At 32.9% G+C, this 18,602-nt stretch carries 17 protein-coding genes and 1 tRNA gene; 10 read left to right on the top strand and 8 right to left on the bottom strand.

What is annotated here, in order from left to right:
* Positions 1-1,060 precede the first annotated feature (1,060 nt).
* From rnc (ACP6PK_RS07860) to ACP6PK_RS07840, 5 genes are all read right to left on the bottom strand, one after another.
* Complete coding sequence (gene rnc / locus ACP6PK_RS07860; protein WP_426559136.1) at positions 1,061-1,762, bottom strand: ribonuclease III; 702 nt, start codon at positions 1,760-1,762, stop codon at positions 1,061-1,063.
* A gap of 29 nt (positions 1,763-1,791) precedes the next feature.
* Positions 1,792-2,481, bottom strand: coding sequence for a ribonuclease III (gene rnc, locus ACP6PK_RS07855; protein ID WP_426559135.1), 690 nt, complete (start codon positions 2,479-2,481; stop codon positions 1,792-1,794).
* Between the two features lie 29 nt (positions 2,482-2,510).
* The gene (rnc, locus tag ACP6PK_RS07850; protein ID WP_426559134.1) at positions 2,511-3,443 is read right to left on the bottom strand and encodes a ribonuclease III; all 933 of its coding nucleotides are present in this window, start codon (positions 3,441-3,443) and stop codon (positions 2,511-2,513) included.
* A gap of 587 nt (positions 3,444-4,030) precedes the next feature.
* Complete coding sequence (locus ACP6PK_RS07845; protein ID WP_426559147.1) at positions 4,031-4,537, bottom strand: NYN domain-containing protein; 507 nt, start codon at positions 4,535-4,537, stop codon at positions 4,031-4,033.
* 969 nt (positions 4,538-5,506) lie between these two features.
* On the bottom strand, positions 5,507-6,010 hold the full coding sequence (locus ACP6PK_RS07840; protein ID WP_426559133.1) for a pyroglutamyl-peptidase I family protein: 504 nt from the start codon (positions 6,008-6,010) through the stop codon (positions 5,507-5,509).
* A 655-nt stretch (positions 6,011-6,665) separates the two neighbouring features.
* Here ACP6PK_RS07840 and hisH point away from each other — a divergent pair.
* Positions 6,666-7,310 carry an imidazole glycerol phosphate synthase subunit HisH gene (gene hisH, locus ACP6PK_RS07835; protein ID WP_094677932.1) on the top strand — a complete coding sequence of 215 codons (645 nt, stop codon included), beginning with the start codon at positions 6,666-6,668 and terminating at the stop codon, positions 7,308-7,310.
* A gap of 307 nt (positions 7,311-7,617) precedes the next feature.
* Positions 7,618-8,193: a 16S rRNA (guanine(966)-N(2))-methyltransferase RsmD gene (rsmD, locus tag ACP6PK_RS07830; protein ID WP_426559132.1), complete on the top strand. Its 576-nt coding sequence runs from the start codon at positions 7,618-7,620 to the stop codon at positions 8,191-8,193.
* On the opposite strand, the gene petG is transcribed toward rsmD, so the two are convergent.
* Positions 8,182-8,295, bottom strand: coding sequence for a cytochrome b6-f complex subunit V (gene petG / locus ACP6PK_RS07825; RefSeq protein ID WP_094677928.1), 114 nt, complete (start codon positions 8,293-8,295; stop codon positions 8,182-8,184). The two genes, rsmD and petG, sit on opposite strands and share 12 nt — an antisense overlap.
* Positions 8,296-8,888: 593 nt before the next feature.
* On the opposite strand from petG, the gene ACP6PK_RS07820 reads away from it, so the two are divergent.
* The 8 genes from ACP6PK_RS07820 (at position 8,889) to ACP6PK_RS07785 (ending at position 13,787) form a co-directional block, all read left to right on the top strand.
* Positions 8,889-9,269 (top strand): c-type cytochrome, encoded by a 381-nt coding sequence (locus ACP6PK_RS07820; RefSeq protein ID WP_426559131.1) that lies wholly within the window; start codon positions 8,889-8,891, stop codon positions 9,267-9,269.
* A 58-nt stretch (positions 9,270-9,327) separates the two neighbouring features.
* Positions 9,328-9,400: transfer RNA gene (locus ACP6PK_RS07815), tRNA-Thr, on the top strand.
* A 148-nt stretch (positions 9,401-9,548) separates the two neighbouring features.
* On the top strand, positions 9,549-9,851 hold the full coding sequence (locus ACP6PK_RS07810; RefSeq protein ID WP_426559130.1) for a hypothetical protein: 303 nt from the start codon (positions 9,549-9,551) through the stop codon (positions 9,849-9,851).
* Positions 9,852-9,950: 99 nt separating this feature from the next.
* On the top strand, positions 9,951-10,151 hold the full coding sequence (locus tag ACP6PK_RS07805) for a hypothetical protein (protein ID WP_426559129.1): 201 nt from the start codon (positions 9,951-9,953) through the stop codon (positions 10,149-10,151).
* A gap of 171 nt (positions 10,152-10,322) precedes the next feature.
* Complete coding sequence (locus tag ACP6PK_RS07800) at positions 10,323-10,514, top strand: hypothetical protein (RefSeq protein WP_426559128.1); 192 nt, start codon at positions 10,323-10,325, stop codon at positions 10,512-10,514.
* 3 nt (positions 10,515-10,517) lie between these two features.
* Positions 10,518-11,006, top strand: a complete 489-nt coding sequence (locus tag ACP6PK_RS07795; RefSeq protein ID WP_426559127.1) for a PEP-CTERM sorting domain-containing protein — start codon at positions 10,518-10,520, stop codon at positions 11,004-11,006.
* A 1,497-nt stretch (positions 11,007-12,503) separates the two neighbouring features.
* The gene (locus ACP6PK_RS07790) at positions 12,504-13,001 is read left to right on the top strand and encodes a pentapeptide repeat-containing protein (RefSeq protein WP_426559126.1); all 498 of its coding nucleotides are present in this window, start codon (positions 12,504-12,506) and stop codon (positions 12,999-13,001) included.
* Between the two features lie 15 nt (positions 13,002-13,016).
* The gene (locus ACP6PK_RS07785; RefSeq protein ID WP_426559125.1) at positions 13,017-13,787 is read left to right on the top strand and encodes an aspartate/glutamate racemase family protein; all 771 of its coding nucleotides are present in this window, start codon (positions 13,017-13,019) and stop codon (positions 13,785-13,787) included.
* A 770-nt stretch (positions 13,788-14,557) separates the two neighbouring features.
* On the opposite strand, the gene ACP6PK_RS07780 is transcribed toward ACP6PK_RS07785, so the two are convergent.
* Positions 14,558-15,901 (bottom strand): dicarboxylate/amino acid:cation symporter, encoded by a 1,344-nt coding sequence (locus ACP6PK_RS07780; protein WP_094677914.1) that lies wholly within the window; start codon positions 15,899-15,901, stop codon positions 14,558-14,560.
* Between the two features lie 20 nt (positions 15,902-15,921).
* Positions 15,922-17,115, bottom strand: coding sequence for a transporter substrate-binding domain-containing protein (locus ACP6PK_RS07775; protein WP_426559124.1), 1,194 nt, complete (start codon positions 17,113-17,115; stop codon positions 15,922-15,924).
* Positions 17,116-18,602: the final 1,487 nt, after the last annotated feature.

Genomic DNA, 18,602 nt, shown 5'->3' with positions numbered 1-18,602 from the left:
CAAAAAAAAATATTCCTTTACTTCCTGAAAAAAACTTTTTCAGCAAACCCTAATTATTAGTACCTACTAGACCGACACAGCTAAAATGTTGCAATAGTAGAGGCGGGTTGTAAATTAATGAATAATTCTTATTAGGTTGAAAGTCTCTCGGCAAGAACAAGAAAAAAGTGCTAGGAGATTTTCGTACTTGATTTCTATCTGTCGGCTTTAACAAAAGGTAATTATTAATTATTAATTATCCATAGTAGAGGCTGCTTTTAGCTAGAATTTTAATGCTTACTCTAAGCAATATCAACTCGCCCTCATGCACATCTATTAGTTGTGTCAGTTTACTAAAGTAATAGGGAGACAATAAAATCGGAAATTTCCTTTTTTATATCTTTGAAAAGAGAGACTATTGACCTTATTTACTTGGTTATTTTCAGTCAAAATTTATTATAGCAATCTTAGAATAAGTTGTACTATTTTCTTGTAAAGGTTTTGTCCCCAAATTTCATTTTTGCTTGGGTTTGGAGACTAAACCCCTACGGTTTTTTTCAAATCAAAATTTATTTACTATAAAGTCTCAGAGACTAGAAAAAAGCTATATGTCTAATTTTGACATTTTTACTAGCTTAATACACCCAATTAAATATTTTATTTACTGAAATTATCTTAACCTAGTCTGAACATAAACTAAAATTTATAAGTCGAAAAATTCAGAGATTAAAAAGAATTTATCTTGGAGGTTTATCAAATTTCCTCTTTCTTTATTCCTACTTCTGAAAAATTCAGATATTCATGGAAATGAATGATAATGCTTGTTCAATTTTACTCTTTCATTCTAGGTTGCTTAATTTCAAAGCCCAAAAATTGAGATACTTAAAATCATCAATGATGGTACTTGCTCAAATTAAATACTTCGTGATACCTTCTTCCCTATTGCCGAAAAATTAAGGTATAAAGCCTCTCAATTCATGGAAAAAAAAGAAACAAAATCCTTGTAGCCAATCCTTCTATTACAGAAGAGGTAATTAATAATTATTAATTGTTAATTATTAATTATTAAACTCTTCCTTCCTCAAATTAATCCTACTTTTTTCAAAGCTTTTTCCGCTGCACTTTTTTCAGCTTCTTGTTTACGATTCCCTTTACCAACACCATATAATTTTCCCCTAACTCTAACTTCAGCAGTGAATATTTTAGCATGGTCTGGACCCTCTCCATCATTAGATTCATATTTAGGATTTTCTCTAAATTTTGCTAATGCCCACTGTTGAAATTTACCCTTAGTATCTACTAAATCATTTTGTGGTGAATTATCCTCAGAATCAGGAAAAATTATATCATCTGCCACTGGTCTAAATAGTTTTTTGACAAAGGCACGAACTGGGGTAATTCCTGAGTCGAGAAAATAGGCTCCAATTATTGCTTCTAAAGTATCACTAAGTAAAGCTGGATTTTCCCTACCACCATCTTTTTCTGCACCTTTACCTAAGCGCATTTTTTCGCCAATTCCTAATTGAACTGCGAATTTTGCTAATTGTTTTTCATCTACTAAAAGTGAACGGAGGCGAGTAAGTTCTTTAGGTTTTAAATCGTGTTCTTCTTTATATCTTCTATATAGTAATTCTCCTACTAAGAAACCTAGTACGGCATCGCCGAGAAATTCTAGACTTTCGTTGTCTTCTTCATCCCCATAATTTTCGTTTAAATAAGAACGGTGGGTTAAAGCTTGTTTTAAAAGTTCTTGATTTTTGAAGTCGGGTATTTTATCTATCATTTGTCAATTTTCAGTTTATTGATATTTATCTATATTAATCCTTCTTGTTTTAATTTAGCTAGTGCATTTTCAGCAGCACGTTTTTCCGCATCTTTTTTACTACCACCTTCACCTTGACCATACTTTATATCAGCCACAAATACTTCAGACAAAAAAATAGGTTTATCGTCTGAACCACCACATTTATTAGATTCATATTTAGGAATTTTTTCAATTTTTTCTAATGCCCATTGTTGAAATTTAGCTTTAGTATCTACTAAATCATTGTCTAAAGACATTAGATCGTCTGCAACAGGTTCAAAAATTTTCTTCACAAAAGAGCGAACTTTCATCAAAGTTGAGTCAAGAAAATAGGCTCCAATTATTGCTTCTAAAGTATCACTAAGTAAGGCTGGATTTTCCCTACCACCATCTTTTTCTGCACCTTTACCTAAGCACATTTTTTCACCAATTCCTAATTGAACTGCGAACCTTGCTAATTGTTTTTCATCTACTAAAAGTGAACGGAGGCGAGTAAGTTCTTTAGGTTTTAAATCGTGTTCTTCTTTATATCTTCTATATAGTAATTCTCCTACTAAGAAACCTAGTACGGCATCGCCGAGAAATTCTAGACTTTCGTTGTCTTCTTCATCCCCATAATTTTCGTTTAAATAGGAACGGTGGGTTAAAGCTTTTTTTAAAAGTTCTGGATTTTTGAATTCGGGTATTTTATCTATCATTTGGCAATCTTAAATTTATTGATATTTATCTATATTAATCCTTCTTGTTTCAATTTAGATAGTGCATTTTTTGCAGCTTGTTTTTTTGCTTCTTTTTTACTACTACCTTTAGCTTCACCATAGTCTTCATCCCCTATAAAAACTCTAGCTATATATTCTGGTTGATGGTCATAACCACCATCTCTTTCAACTTCATAGGTAGGCTCAACTTTGAACTTTTCTTGTACCTTTTCTTGAAGATAACCTATAGGGTTATCAATATTAATAAATTCTGTTTCATCCACATAATTAGCAGAATTTTTAAGAGCTTCAGCAAAAATTGGTTCTAAAAAATTGCGCACTGCTTCAATACCAGAATCAATATAATAAGCTGCAAGAACTGCTTCAAAAGCATCACTTAGTAATGAATTATTTTCACGGCCTCCCTGTGATTCTTCTCCTTTACTTAACAGAATAAATTCTCCAAGGTTTAAATCTCTCGCCAACTTCGCTAATTGTTGATTATCTACTAAACTAGAACGTTTTTGAGTCATTTCACCTTCTTTCATTTTTGGGTATTTACTATAGAGATACTCTCCACTAAGAAAGTTCAGTAAACCATCACCAAGAAATTCTAAACGATTATTATCTACGCTTACTTCTGTAGGATTTTCATAAAGATAAGTTCGGTGAGTTAAAGCAACTTCTAAAAGAGAAGGATTTTGAAAATAAATTTTTTCCAATATCTCATTTAATTTCTTTGTAATCTTCTTTTCTTCTTCTGGAGAAATAGAAGGAGTATGGAGATTTTCGTAACGAAATTGTTGTTGAGATAGAAGTCGTAACACTTCTCGTTTTTCTTTTTCTACTTCTTGTACTTCTGCTTCAGCTTCAATAGTTTTAAGAAGTCTGGCAATACTGTCAAGGGCACGGTAAGTATCATCAATAGAAAATGGAGTACCATGCGCCCATTTATTGCGCACTTCTATAAGTTATTCTACTATTGTTTTACTCAAATTGTTATTTTTTTTGAATACATTATCCCATGTTTTTGAGATTAATTTGAGCTGTAAATATATATCTTCTTGAAGTTTTTTTCTAAGTCATCTTTTTTGGCAATATTTAAAATTGGTCTGGCAGTCTTTACCCATTCATTTGGGTAAGTTACTTCCATTTATTTGACAATATAAGGGTATAAACCCTGACTTAAAGTATTCAAGCTTTTGCAAATTATCTCTGGGTTATTACGGATAGTCATATTATTTTTCAGATTCAATAGTTGTTTAGTATTATATTAACTAATTTTGATTAAATACTGCTACTAAGTCTTGTTTAATATTTTTTGATAAACTTGATACAAGAAAATAATAACTAGCCAATTTTTTTCCGAAACCCAGTTTGTTTAACTATCTCAAATTAGCAAACAAACTGGGTTTCTATCTCTAGACTTTACCTAACAACATTTCCCCTTTTACCAACCAGGAGGATCAAGACTATTTCCACGATTATTGTTGTACTTATAACAACTAAGTCCTAGATTTCCTCAAGTCATAATCTCTTTCAAGTTGATTTACAAATTTTGCCAAATTAAATGGTAAATACTAATTATGCTAGTTGCATAATTTTGGTTTGTACTGCAAATAATTCTGGCAGTTTTTTTGTCTACAAAATAATATTCGTCAGCAAGATAAAGTAATTTTTGACTAGCATTCTTTGAGTTGGCAAAAATGAATACTTGTTTACCTTGAGCTTTCCATTTACGAACAAAATTTTTATAGTCTCCATCTCCAGTAATTAAAATTAGGATGTCAGCAGATAAAGTCGAATAAAGTTCTCTTTCACAGTCAGCTATTAATTTTTTATCGACACTCTGTTTTTCTGTTGTAGGAATGTCAATACAGTCAAAACCTAGTTTGTATAAACGTTGTTCATAAACTTGATTTTCCTTTCGCCAATAGCTATATACTTTTTGGCTTAATAAGCTACCGTGTAAGTTGGCAAAAGTTTGACAATATCGAGCAAAATAAGGATTGAAACGATTAATACGAACGTTTTGATAATCCCAGTATACTGAGATAAAGGGAGGTTAATTTTTCATTTTTTTGTTCCGATAAATTTACACAACAGCATCAGAACATTAGATATCTATCACTAATAGTGCATGACTCAAAAAACTCCCATCTTTTGATAGAAACTCCCAAAAAAATAGGAGTCAATAGTGACAACTAATGTCACTCCTGACTCACTAATAATATTGGGGTATTTTTCTAGAGAAAATTTCATAAAATGAGAATCACTCAAACTAGGTAAACACTATATTAAGTGGCACTAGGTTGAGCTGATGTCTCATGGGTGGTAATGTCTATGTTCAGTTGTGTATCTTGATTTGTATTCACTTTTTAGTAAAGCTAGATAATTAATTGCTAATTATTCAGTATTTTGAATTATCTATTCAGCAAACACATATCCGTATATAAACCAAGATATAGAATCCATTTGGGAGCTACTTCAAAATAGGTGGGAAGATGAGGAGGTAATAAGTATGGGGAGATTTTTCTATATTTTTCCCCTGTTCCATTTTTCAATCTCCTAACTGCTTTGCCAAAAAACTGCACCTTATTGCCAATCTAAATGGATTCTATATAACTGAAGTTAATAGCGCTACGCATTTAATTTAGGATATTGGCAAACCTTCATAAACTTAACCAGTCAGAGATTACTTTTAACTTTTTACCTCTGTCTTGCGCGTATCGCTATAACATTACCACCTCTGAGACAGCAGCCCACAGGAGGCAATAGATACTAATATCCTATATTACCTTGATAGGATAGCAAAAACACAAAATTTTTGTCAATGGTTCTAAGATTGATTTTTTTTGTACTAACTTCATCATTTACTTAAATTTAGTCTTAAATTAACGGAATAATAATTTTACTGACTAACAGAGAAGCGATCGCTCATCAACATCTAACAACCAAATTAACTAACTATCAGTAATCAAAAACTAAATACTTACCAAAATTAATAACTAAATAGCGAAAGCTTTTAACAGGATATTTTTGATAAAATTTTCAGAAAATCTCCCACAATTAAATCCCTATTAATTGCCGTTAATATAGGTACATGAACAAAAATACATTTACTTTTTAACCTAGGTTCATCAAGATACTTTAAAACCGAATAATATAAATTCTCACAAACAAACTTTCCAGCATCATTACTAATCTCAGTTCCATCTAAACTAACCACTAACTTTGACAAATAAACAGAAGTTTTCATCACCTTTTCTCCACTATTTGCTTGAGATTCTATTGTCAGAAATTCCCGTTTTTCTGCCATCCCACAACAAACAATTATATCCGGCTGAAATTTTTCTATTTGAGAAATCACAATTTCTGGAGCAACTACTGAATCAACAGGCAACTTTCTGATAAAATTTAGAGAATAATCAGTTAATTCTTGAGCAGATATAATACCCAGTAAATCATCAGAAGAATTAGATTTATGTTCAGGTTTCCAAATATCAAAAGATGTGAGTAAAACTTTCATTTTTCTTCTTCAAACTCAGACACAATAAAAAAAAAGTCAATCCTAAAAATAATTCCAAATTATTGACTATACCAATCCTATTTGAGTCGTCTACAAAATTTGAATGGTTTTTAGGGAACAGGGAATAGGCAACAGCCAATAGTTTCAGCTTTTTGATTACCCGCAATCCATTTAGCATTGTAGCAATCCTATTTCAATTGGAATATTTTTGTGGTATTGAGGAGTCAGGAGTCAGGAGTCATAATTTTCAAGGTTTTTCCTCAATCTTAACTCTGATAAAAATTATCACAAATCATTTAGGATTGCTATATATAATATTAAAGTTACCGTAAGTATTCAGCTATTAGCTTCTGAATGTAATAACTTACCAAATTTAACTCATAACCTTCTGATTTATAACTGATAACTTTTAATTCTCCTTGGAGATTAATTTCTCCTTCTAATACTAATTAACTTTAGGGATGTCACAAACAGTTTTTAACTTTAAATGTCAAATAATTGGCTGAAACTATTGTCTGATCAAAGTTTTTAGTTAAGGAAATCTAACTTATGAGTTCTAACTTCAGTGAAACGGTATAAAATAATTAGTTAGTAACTCATAGCTAATAGCTGAATGCTGAAAAGCTAATCAACACAAAACAAGGAAAATAAACTAATGCCAACTATTGCAGTCATAGATTACGATATGGGTAATTTACACTCCGTTTGTAAAGGATTAGAAAAAGCAGGAGGAACCCCAAAAATTACAGATTCGACCATAGAAATAGAAAAAGCTGATGCAGTTATCTTACCAGGAGTAGGGTCTTTCGATCCAGCGATGCAACATTTAAGAACACGCAACTTAGAAACACCTATTAAACAAATTATTGCTTCAGGAAAACCATTTTTAGGTATATGTTTAGGCTTACAAATATTATTTGAAAGTAGTGAAGAAGGTCAAGAAGCAGGTTTAGGAATTCTTGCTGGAAAAGTACGTCGGTTTAAATCTGAACCTGGTTTAACCATTCCCCAAATGGGTTGGAATCAACTACAATTTACTCAGCCAAAACATCTTTTATGGAGTGAAATAGGTTCTCAACCCTGGGTATATTTTGTTCATTCTTATTATGTAGATCCAACAGACTCTCAGGTTACAGCAGCAACTGTTACTCACGGTAATCAAACAGTCACCGCAGCAGTAGGAAAAAATAATTTAATGGCAGTACAATTTCACCCAGAAAAATCGTCTACTATTGGGTTACAAATTTTATCAAATTTTGTTAGTAAAGTTATTCCTGAAAATTTGGCTTTAGTTAGCTAAATAATTGATAATTGATAATTGATAATTAGGGTTTTATGAACAAGTCTTTTTTCAGGGGAGAAAGCAGAATTAAGAATCCATAATCCAGGAGGAATGAGAATCATAGTAATTAAGTAACCAGAAAAATCTTCCCTTGATTTTCTCCCCTATGTTGATGTTGCCCAAAATCCTAGATTTTTTAACCGGAATTACCTAAGAGCCGGTACTTTATTACTACCTCCAAAAGTTGAAACCTTTATCTATTGATTTACCAACGCCCACTTATTTCTCCTACTCCCTACTCCCTACTCCCTACTCCCTATTTTGTATGAATTTAAGAATATATGGAAACCGTCAACTAAAAACTTTACCAGGAATGGCAACTCGTCCAACGTTGGCCAAGGTGCGTGAAGCCGTCTTTAATATTTGGCAAAATAATATAGATGGATGTCGATGGCTTGATATCTGTGCTGGTGTAGGTTCCATGGGTGCAGAAGCTTTATGTAGAGGAGCATCCTTAGCGATCGCCATCGAACAATATGGCCCTTCTTGTGCTATAATTCGCCAAAACTGGCAAATGGTGGCCAGCTCATCCCAGGAATTTCAGGTGTTGCGGGGAGATGTTTTGAAACGGTTAAAAGTGCTGGTAGGGCAGCAGTTTGATTTGATTTATTTTGACCCCCCATACTCTAGTGACTTATATCAACCAGTATTAGAGGCCATCGCTCAATATCAACTTCTAGCACCAACCAGCGAGTTAGCAGTGGAACATAGTCCTGAAAGATGGTCAATTAAATCAGTTCCCACCTTAGAAATTTGTCGGCAGAAAGTATATGGCAATACAGCTTTGACATTCTTTTGTTCCACCGAGGGAATAAATATAGTACCCCAATTACATATTTAATTGGTTGCCCCGCTTATATTGTTGATAGGCTGCAAAAAATAGTCCTGCCAATGTCACGAGAATCAGACCTAGTACGATTCCAGAAAGTAATGGTTCTACCACGAAGCCAACTCCTTTGATTGAAATTTTTGTTTGTTATTAATCAATACTACTATTTATTTTGAAGCTAGGGTTGACATTATCTGCTGGTCTTAAGGTTAATACCGGATAACTCCAACCTTTGAAAACAGAAATCAAAAATATAAATAATATAGTAGATGAAAATTTGGATTAAGTCTAGAGCATATTACGAGTTAATCTGTTAAAGCTTCATTATTGCTCTGCTGATTAAAGATAAAAGCATTGACAGATAAAGGTTTTAGCCTTTTTAGGTCTGAAATACCTTAGTTTTGAACTGCTTTATACTCAAAAAGTTAGGATTTTGGGCGCATAGTTGAGCCAAAAAATTACTCCCCCGCTCCCCTACTCCTCTACTCCTCTACTCCTCTACTCCTTAAAAAAGACTTTTGAGTGCAAACCCTAATTAATCCTTTGTGACTGTTCCCCCCTAAAACTTCTAGCCCATATACACATAACAACAAATTTGTAAATCTTTAACTTTCCATAAAAATCTTGCCTGGAAAAGATTAAAACTGTTAAGCTATGTTAATTGATATTAAAATTTCTTGTAAATAATTGTTGAGATATTAAAGATTTTGGATAACCAACTTGCTGACACTAAAAAAGAAACCCTACTACAGTGGATTAGCTTAGTTGGTCTAGCTGTTGTCTTGGCAATCTTATTTATAATCTTAGGAGTTAATCAGCTTCAGGTTTCTGATCCTTATAGCAAAAACGTATTATCCCTCCAGGGAGACCCAGTTAAAGGCCAAGCCATTTTTCAAATGAACTGTGCAGGTTGTCACGAATGGCCTACAGATAGTCAGGTCGGACCGAGTTTAGAAGGAATTTCCCAACATAAGTCGGACGTGGCAATTATTAAGCAAGTAGTTAGTGGCCAAACACCACCTATGCCCCAATTCCAACCCAATGAGCAAGAAATGGCCGACTTGTTAAGCTATTTAAAACAAATTTGATTTAAAAGTAAAAAAGGGTTGCCAAAATAGGTTTACCTTTGCTATATTAAAAGACGTTGCCGGTGTAGCTCAGTTGGTAGAGCACTCGACTTGTAATCGAACGGTCAGGAGTTCGAGTCTCCTCACCGGCTTCTTATATTAATCATATATTGTATATAATTCCTGGGAGCTTCTAGTAAATAAATTTATCTCAAGTAATCAGAATTATCCGGATATCATACCCCCAATAACAGAAAAAAGAAGCTGGAATAAAAGCTTTGTGTTGAGAGGTATGAAAAAATGAAACTACTTCAGAATATAGTATCAGTGGTAGTTGCTAGTATTACAGCGATCGCCTTACCCAATGTGACATTAGCTACAACCCTCAAATTTGATTTAGAGTTTGCTACATCAAATCAGAATACTTGGGGTGAGGAAAACGGTAATTTTAGTTGGGGTGGTGATAGTGGTTTGTTTGGAGTTGAGTGGGATGAGTCAATAGCAAAAAACTATTCTCTTTGTGCTAGAAAAGTTTGGGGTGTTTGTATTTTGCCAGAATTAGATGTAGGTTTTAATGCTTTTACAGAACGTAAATTAGGTTGACAAAATACTTTTAATTTAAACGGTGGTATTGTTGATGCTTTAATTCCAATTGATTTATTTTTTGAGATTCCAGATACATCTGTAAAAGCAGGAGAAATATTGACAATTCAATCGGGTTTTTCTTTTGCTGAGAATGCTAGTTTTTCGACAAAAGGTATTCATGCTGCATACAATTTAGATTTGATATTTGATGTAGCTACAGGAGTAAATGTTGAGCCTGGAAATCAACTAGATTTAGAATTTTATATTGATGAAACAATTAATCTAGTAAATCTGGATGAGGATAATGTTAATTTATAACTAGATGAAAAATTTGGAGGTTTTGATATTAGTTTACCTCAAGTTAATACAACTGGTTTTCAGTCTGAAACTTCTCTCAACAATCAACTAATTTCATCTGGAGAAGATGAATTTCTAAAAGCTGCCATAGATTTAGATGGTTTAGCTAGCCTATTATTTTGATTACCATCATTGCAAGAAAATCAAGAATTAGATTTAGGAATTTTGGGGAATCTTGGTTTCTCCTACAATCTTTTTGATCTAGAAGTAGCAATGGCTTTATCAATGTTGCAAAATTTCTCTTTAACCAGCACATTACCAGCAATATTGAAGTTAGAAGATAACACAATGATCGACTTTAATATTGGAGATGAAATTTCCTGAATTATGCCCGATAATGTAGGAGATTTTCTAGAAATAGAAGCATTTATTGATTTTAATGCCTTGTTTAGCAACTCTACCAGTTTAGGTATTGATTTTAGTCTAGATTTTCTGGCAGGGGAATTTGCTCTAGAATTACCTATAGTTGGTAATCAAAATTTAGGTCCTTTGGTTGAGGAAAGTATTGGTATTTATGATACTGCTTTTGAGTTATTTAACAACACATTTCAATTAGGTGGCTTTAATCAGGAAAAAGTTAATTTTCAAATAGAAACTGTGGCAGAAGATTTGAAGACTGAACCACAAATTAGTTTACTATCAGCAGTATTAGCTCAATCAGTAAAAAATAGTTATTTATCAAATAATAATCTTAGAGTCGAAAATACTGAAATTAGTAAAGAAGTTCGAGTACCAGAACCTAGTTCAACAATAGGTTTATTTACATTAGGAATTTTAGGAAGTGGTTTAATATTTAAAAATAAAAAGCTTAATTAGAGGTAAGCATTCAGCCATCAGCTATAAGTCTCGTAATATTATGTCCGGATAATTAGTGATAAAAAAAAATTCTCCTTTTGATACTTTCTTTCTCCCCTCTTTCCTCCTGACTCTTTCCTCCTGACTCCTCCCTTCTTATTTATAACTATTCAACCGAACATGATATAACTTATTATCTGACTTATATAAAGGAGAAATTAGTCTCCAAAGAGAATTAAAAGTTACAACTAAAGTCTACTCCTATAAGCATATAAGAGACATCTCTGGAAAATAAATAAACCTTTTAGTTATATTAGCTAAAGAAAGAAAAAGTCACCATAAAAAATCCTTTTTCCTGCCTTGAAAAAATCTATATAGCAATCCTAAATAGGTTCTGACAAATTCAAAAGTTGAAACTCCCGCCTGTTACCTTTTCCCAGTCAAGCGTTTCCTAAAAAGCAGTAATATTTTTGCCACAAATATGCGGAGGATTGCTATATCTTTTTCACGCCTAGGTCTAAGGAATTATTTATGATTTGCTGTTAACACAGTTTCGACCCAGGAGACTTGCTAACCACTTATACCATTTCTCAAAAACCTTTCTACATTTGATTGAAGTAGGGGAGTCGGGGAGTCGGGGAGTGGGGGAGAACTAAAAACAAGAATAATTAATGCTAAATTGACTCAAACTAACAAAAAAGTAATTACCTTAGTTTAATCACTTAATAACTGAATTTTTATCCAAGTATAGCATTAATGCATGGGAATTGGTATTAGATATTAAAAGGAATTAGACATGAATAAGCCTAATTCCTAACCAAAGAAAAACTTACGAAATTAATCCTTAAACAAAATTTTGTCCGTTGTTTACTGAACCAAAAGTATTTGCTTGAGCAGACTGCCAAATAAAGTCCTCATAGGAACTACCAGTATCAACTAACTGCAAGGAATGACCAACAGGAGTAGAAGAAGTTTCCGATACACCAATATAGCGTTTCTCAGTAAGCGTGAGGTAGACTTTTATATTTCTTCCAATAGTGCCTGTAGCAATAGCGCCTGTTGCCTAAAGCCTAGAATTTTGTACCTCACTCTTTTTGGGAATTGCTATATCAGTGCTAGTTAGACCATTAGCATTCAGCTCTTAGCAGTCAGCTAGCCTCCAGTGGAGGAACTGCGTTAACAGCCAAATAATGAATAATTTCTTACTCGGTTAAAGGAGCTTACTTTAAGCAGTAACTTTTAATTTTCTCTCAATTTCAAGGGTTGCTTTTACTTCATCCTCCCACTAATAGCTGATAGCTGACGGCTGAATGCTTACGTTAGACCATTAGCAGCACCACCAACAGCAGTCGTGGAAAAAGCTCCTTTTATTTGATATATTTATCATTTATAGGACTTAAGCATATAGCACAAAAGTATTAGCTTGAGATGATGAAGTCATCTCTTTTAATGACAGAAATACCTTGTGTGTATGTAAGTTCTAATTTGGTTATATTCAATTTTGGGAGTAGTTTTCTAATGTTCAAAAAAGGAATTTGGATGTTTGTCTTAATTGTGACAGTTGCAAGTTTTTGGGTAATAAATATCTATCCAACTCAAGCAGAAGAAAATAATGTTAACTATACCCTTACAGACTTAAACAATCGAGATTTTTCCTACAAAGATTTACAGGGAACCTCCTTTGCAGGTGCGACAATGTGGAATGCCAATTTCCAAGGTGCAAATCTGCAAAACACAATTCTCACTAAAGGAGATTTTTTGAGAGCTAACTTAAGAGAAGCAGACTTTACTCAGACTTTCGCAGATAGAGTTAGCTTTGATGAAACCGACTTAACCAATGCTATTTTTGCAGATGCAATGTTAATGAGTAGTACCTTCCGTAAAGCAAAGGTGACAGGAGCAGATTTTTCTGGAGCATTGGTAGACCGCTATCAGATAAAATTAATGTGTAAAACAGCTTCAGGAAAAAATCCCATTACAGGAGTAGAAACTCGCGAGAGTTTAGGTTGTTCTTGAGTTAGCATCTTAATTATGAAACAAGGGATTCGGCAACAAGCAATTCCTGGAATTATCGGGGGAGTTGGTCCCCTGGCACATATTGAATTTGAACGTCGGTTAATTGCTTTTAATGCAGAGCAAGGTGCTGTTAGCGATCGCGACTATCCGGTTTGGATTTTAATTAATGCTACTGATATTCCTGATCGAACTCAAAGCTTATTGGGAAAACTGCCAGACTGTACTCCTTGGTTAGTTAAATACGGGAAAATGTTACAAATGGCAGGGGCTAATTTTTTGGTGATTACCTGTAACACAGCTCATGGATTTTATGAAAGGGTACAACCCCAATTAGATATTCCCTGGATTCATCTGATGAATGCGACTGCAGCATTTATTAAAAGTCGTTATCCTGGGTCTCACCTGGTTGGTGTTTTAGCAACAACAGGAACATTGCAAGCAAAACTGTATCACAATAGTTTAAGTGCTTTAGGCTTAAATGTGATTGCACCACCGTTAGACTCACAACTACAACAGGATGTGATGAATGCAATTTACAATCCTGTTTGGGGAATTAAAGCAACAGGAATCGAAATTTTACCAGAACCAATTTCAATTTTAGATAATGCTATGACATGGTTAGAGGAGCAAGGAGCAGAATTAGTGATTGCTGGTTGTACAGAGATATCAGTGGTGTTGAAGAAACTCAAATGCAATGCGCTCATTGATATCGACCCCCTTGATATTCTGGCAAATCTAACCTTAGATTTAGCATTTGGTCATCAAGACATTCCCATTATTATATAGAATCCGGGTAATTAGTTATCGTATTGCGGAGGAGTCAGGAGTCGTAGGGGCGATTTCGTTTCCTGCAGAATGCTGCGCAAACCGAATGCTGTCGCAAACGCCTTTTGCTGGCGCACAACTATCCTAGGTCATGCTCCGCAAACGCACTTCGGCTGTCGCCGACATGGAAAGCGGAGCATTCCGTCAGGAAATGCGGAGCATGACAAACGGAAATCGCCCGTACAGAAGTTAGGAGTTAGGAGTTAGGAGAAATAAATGACGCAAGCTATAGTAATTATCCGGATTCTATATAACTTAAAAATGAGACGTTTTTTCCTCTGAACTGCCTCAGAGCAAGGAAGCTTTGTCTCACTCTCAAGTCAAATGACTATATTTCCTCTTTCTATAAAAAAAAATACCAGAAGGCAAATATGCAACGCCCCGGATTTTATATTACACCCTAATAATCTGCTTTTATTAATGGATAATTGATAATTACCTCTGGTTAAAATCATTCTTGATTGAATATATGAATATAAGAAAATATTATTTCTTTTTTCCCCCTTGAAAGAGGATGCTAATAAAGCTAAATTATATCATGTCTGCTCGTATCGTTTGTGTAAAAGTTGGGGAAATATTTACCTTATGTAAGGTTTTTCCTTTTCTTATTTCTTATTCCTTATTTCTTCTTTCTTCTCTCCTAGATAACTAAAGCCTTCTTCCTTACCTTCTCACTTGCAATACCGATGCTGCCGGACATGATATTATTAATTATTAATTATTCGGTAAAATTAGATTTCTAATGTTTGAGGTTCAGAGGCAAATTCTGTTGATTGTTGCGAATTAGAATCAGCGATCGCTGCTGTGGCAGCAATTCCGGTGTGAACAATCCCCAAAGTCCTGAATGGATCGATAATTGGATCAATGGCAATCAATAGTACCAGTATTGCTTCTAGTGGCAAACCCAAAGGTTGCAATACTAAATCCAACAGGGTTAAAGTTAAAATTCCTGTTGCTCCTGCTGTTGCCATACCAGCTAAAATTGAAGCGATAATAATAATTATGGAACTCGATAAATTTAATTGATTATTATAAAGTTGAACGACAAAAACAGAAGTAGTTGCAAAATAAGCAACCGGACCAAATCGACAAACTGTAATTGCTAAAGGAATGACTAAATTAACTGTTTGTCTGTCGAATTTTAGGGATTCAGTTAAAGCAGAAATAGAAGAAGGTAAGCAAGTAAAACTACTTCGAGTTGCCAAAGCTAAAATTGTCGGTTCTTTTAAACTAATCAAAACTTTCCACAAAGAACAACCCGCCTTTTGCCAAACAACAACTGTACTAACTATATAAATAATAAAAAATGATAAAATTGAAATAATTACAAAATTTTTCATAGCAGCTAAAATGCCAAAACCTGTGGTGGCTATTTGGCTAGCTAAAAGACAACACAAACCCATCGGTAAAAATAAAATTATCCAATCAATTAACTTTTTAGAACTTTTAAATACCATTTCTAAAAGATTAAATACATCCTCTTTATGAGATTCTTTTAGATATCCCATTGCTACACCAAAAACAATGGAAAAAAAAAGCGTCTCTAGAGCATTACCCTCACTTAAAGACGCAAAAATATTTTCAGGAACTAAATTAAATAAAAAAGATATTAAAGTTGTTTGTTTATCAACGACATCTTGAATAATATCAGCATTAAGAGATATCTCCAAATCTAATTCCGATTTGTTAACAATTACACCCAAAGCTGTTAAGCTTGAATCATCTAAATTGCCTCCCGGATTAGTGAATGCTGTAACGATAGCTGCAATTGTACTTACGCCAACCAATCCAATTGAAAATACAATTAAAATACGTTTGACATATTCACTAGCATCACTGCTACTTATTAGCCTACCTACACTCATAGTTATTGCCGAAAATAATAATGGTAAAACACACATTTTCAATAACTCAAGATATAGATTTCCATAAGGAGTTAAAATCAGACTAAGATTCTTTTGAAAAATTCCCAAATATAATCCCAGTAAAATCCCTGGAACAATAGACCATGGATTACGCAATACCTTGATTAATGAATAAAAATTAAATCCATTGAATCCTTTCTTTTTAATCATAATGAAAATGATAAAATTTTTTATTGAAATTTATCCAAACTAGATTTTTCTAATAACTCAGAATATTCACTCAATAAACCCTTAACCGTATAATCAGTATTGGTAATTTCTAGGTATAAATTGACAAATTCTAACAAGTGACTGCTAGACCATGGGAGAGCGATCGCTATAGGATCTTGAGTATCTTTAAGAGCAACAGTTTGAAAATTTAAAGCCACATTTGGTTGGTTTATAATAATCTTTTTTACTTCTAATTCATCCCGATAAGCTGCCAATATATCCCCTTTAATTGCACCTTGAATAATATCTTCCCAACTCGAATATTTAACAATTGTAGCTTTGGGAAATTTTTGTTTAGCAAATCCTTCATAAGAGGAACCATTAATCACTCCTATCCTTCCTTCAAAGTCTCTCAAGAATTCTACTGTCTCTTTATTTTTGGCAGCTTTAGTTAATTGTACTCGGTTAAGTAATAGCCCCTGACGCATCGTAACATAAGGATGAGAAAAAGAAATTTTTGTGGCTCTATTCAGAGTTTGACTAAGTTTAGAAATAGCTAAATCTGCTTGACCTTGAGAGACAATTTTAACTACTTCATTAAAAGTTTTAGCACTACGATTTAGTTCAAGTTCAACCCCTAAACCTTGCGCTAAACCTTGAGCAATTTTTATATCTAATCCTTCCAATTCACCCCTTTCATTTTTCACAAAAAAAGGTGAATTATCATACTCTGTCATAGCAACAATTAACTTGCCTCTGTCAAGAATTTTTTGTATTTCCGGTGAGAGTAAATTTACTGAAAAAGAATCTTGAGGAAAACTATCAGTATTTCCTGCAATTAAATTCCAGGTTTCCGGATCGACTATTCCTGTTGCTGTCAATCCTAAACTAATCTGAAAATTATAAACTGCTACCCCTGTTTCTTCACCGTAAACTCCATCTATAGCTCCAAGATAGTAACCTTTTTGCTTTAATTTAGTTTGTAACTTAATAACATCATATTCTTGACTTTTTTCAGTTAATTGTGAATCTGAAGGGTTAGTACCCTGGAGTTTTTCTATATTTCTAATTTGATCAATTTTTTCTGTTTGTTTGTGGTCAAAAGAATTTGCAGAATATACTATTCTGATATAACTTGTCAGAAGAATAACAATTCCGAAAACAACCAGGGTAAATTTTATAATGAGATGTTTTTTTTTAAATAATTCATCCATTAGTATCGTTTGCCTCAATGGACTAGCGTGGGTTTCCAGAGATTATATCTGATATCATAAAGAACTGAGATTGTCAATTGTTCAGATAAAACTTTTGAAATTATTCAGATAATCGCCACCAATAGATTATACTAAATTGGGAGATTTATAATATCTTTCATTTAATGATGAGAGTAAGACAAAAGGCGTAGTTAAAACGATTGAAGAAACTACCTTTTTAACGGAGGATTTCGTATTAGCTACATTTATAGGTCATAGCCACAAAAAAAGACTCCTCTTTTAGAGAAACCTAGACTTAACTTACAATAAATAATTAAATAAACTCCCTGAAGAATTAATTTTTTATTGAGCTATGAAGTAGATACATAATACCCGCAGGTATTTCCGTAAGTTTATATCAAGATTTGGTAAAGATAGTTAGCAGTTTAATGAAGTCTTGGTCAAAGCACAGGATATTTATGGCCATTGGATGAGAATTAAGGTTTATAGGGTATATTTCTCATTGCAATATATTAAATCAGTAATCTCCACCAAAAGATTTACCAAATCATAAATCATAGTTAGAGAGCAAAAAAATAGCCCCCTCTTCTAGAGGAAGCCTAAACTAATTTACAACACACACAAACCAATACAATAAATAATTAAATAAATTTTCTGAAGACTTAATTTTTTTATTTATTTATCTATACTTCATATATTAGCAAGTATTTGAGTAATTTTATATAAAGATTCAGTAAAGATACTCAGTAATTTGATGAAGTTTTGGTAAAGCCACATTCAATAATTGATAATTGATAATTGATAATTGATAATTGATAATTAATAATTACCTCTTCCTTTTAGGGAGAGGATTGAATAAAAGGAATATTTTTTTTGTTTCTCCTTGAAAGGAGAGGCTTTATACCTTGATTTTTCGGTAAATACCTCAAATTATAATAGTTAGAGACCAAAAAAAATAGCTCCCTCTTCTAGAGGAAGCCTAAACTAATTTACAACACACACAAACCAATACAATAAATAATTAAATAAATTTTCTGAAGACTTAATTTTTTTATTTATTTATCTATACTTCATATATTAGCAAGTATTTGAGTAATTTTATATAAAGATTCAGTAAAGATACTCAGTAATTTGATAAATTTTTAGTAAAGCCAGACGAAATACCTTAAATTATAATAGTTAGAGACAAAAAAATAGCTCCCTCTTCTAGAGGAAGCCTGAACTAATTTACAACACACAAATCAATACAATAAATAATTAAATAAATTCTTTGAAGCAATAATTGTTTTATTTATCTATACAAAAATCATAGCAGGTATTTCCGTAATTTTATATAAATATTTGATAAAGATAGTCAGTAGTTTGATGAAGTTTTGGTAAAGTTACAGCAAATTCCTCAAATTATAATAGTTAGAGACCAAAAAAAATAGCTCCCTCTTCTAGAGGAAGCCTAAACTAATTTACAACACACACAAACCAATACAATA

The organism is Dapis hubbardiae BLCC-M172 (assembly GCF_050016015.1).
GTDB lineage: Bacteria > Cyanobacteriota > Cyanobacteriia > Cyanobacteriales > Microcoleaceae > Trichodesmium.
Note: the sequence above shows the minus strand (reverse complement) of the source record. Positions and strands in the feature narration are given on the sequence as shown.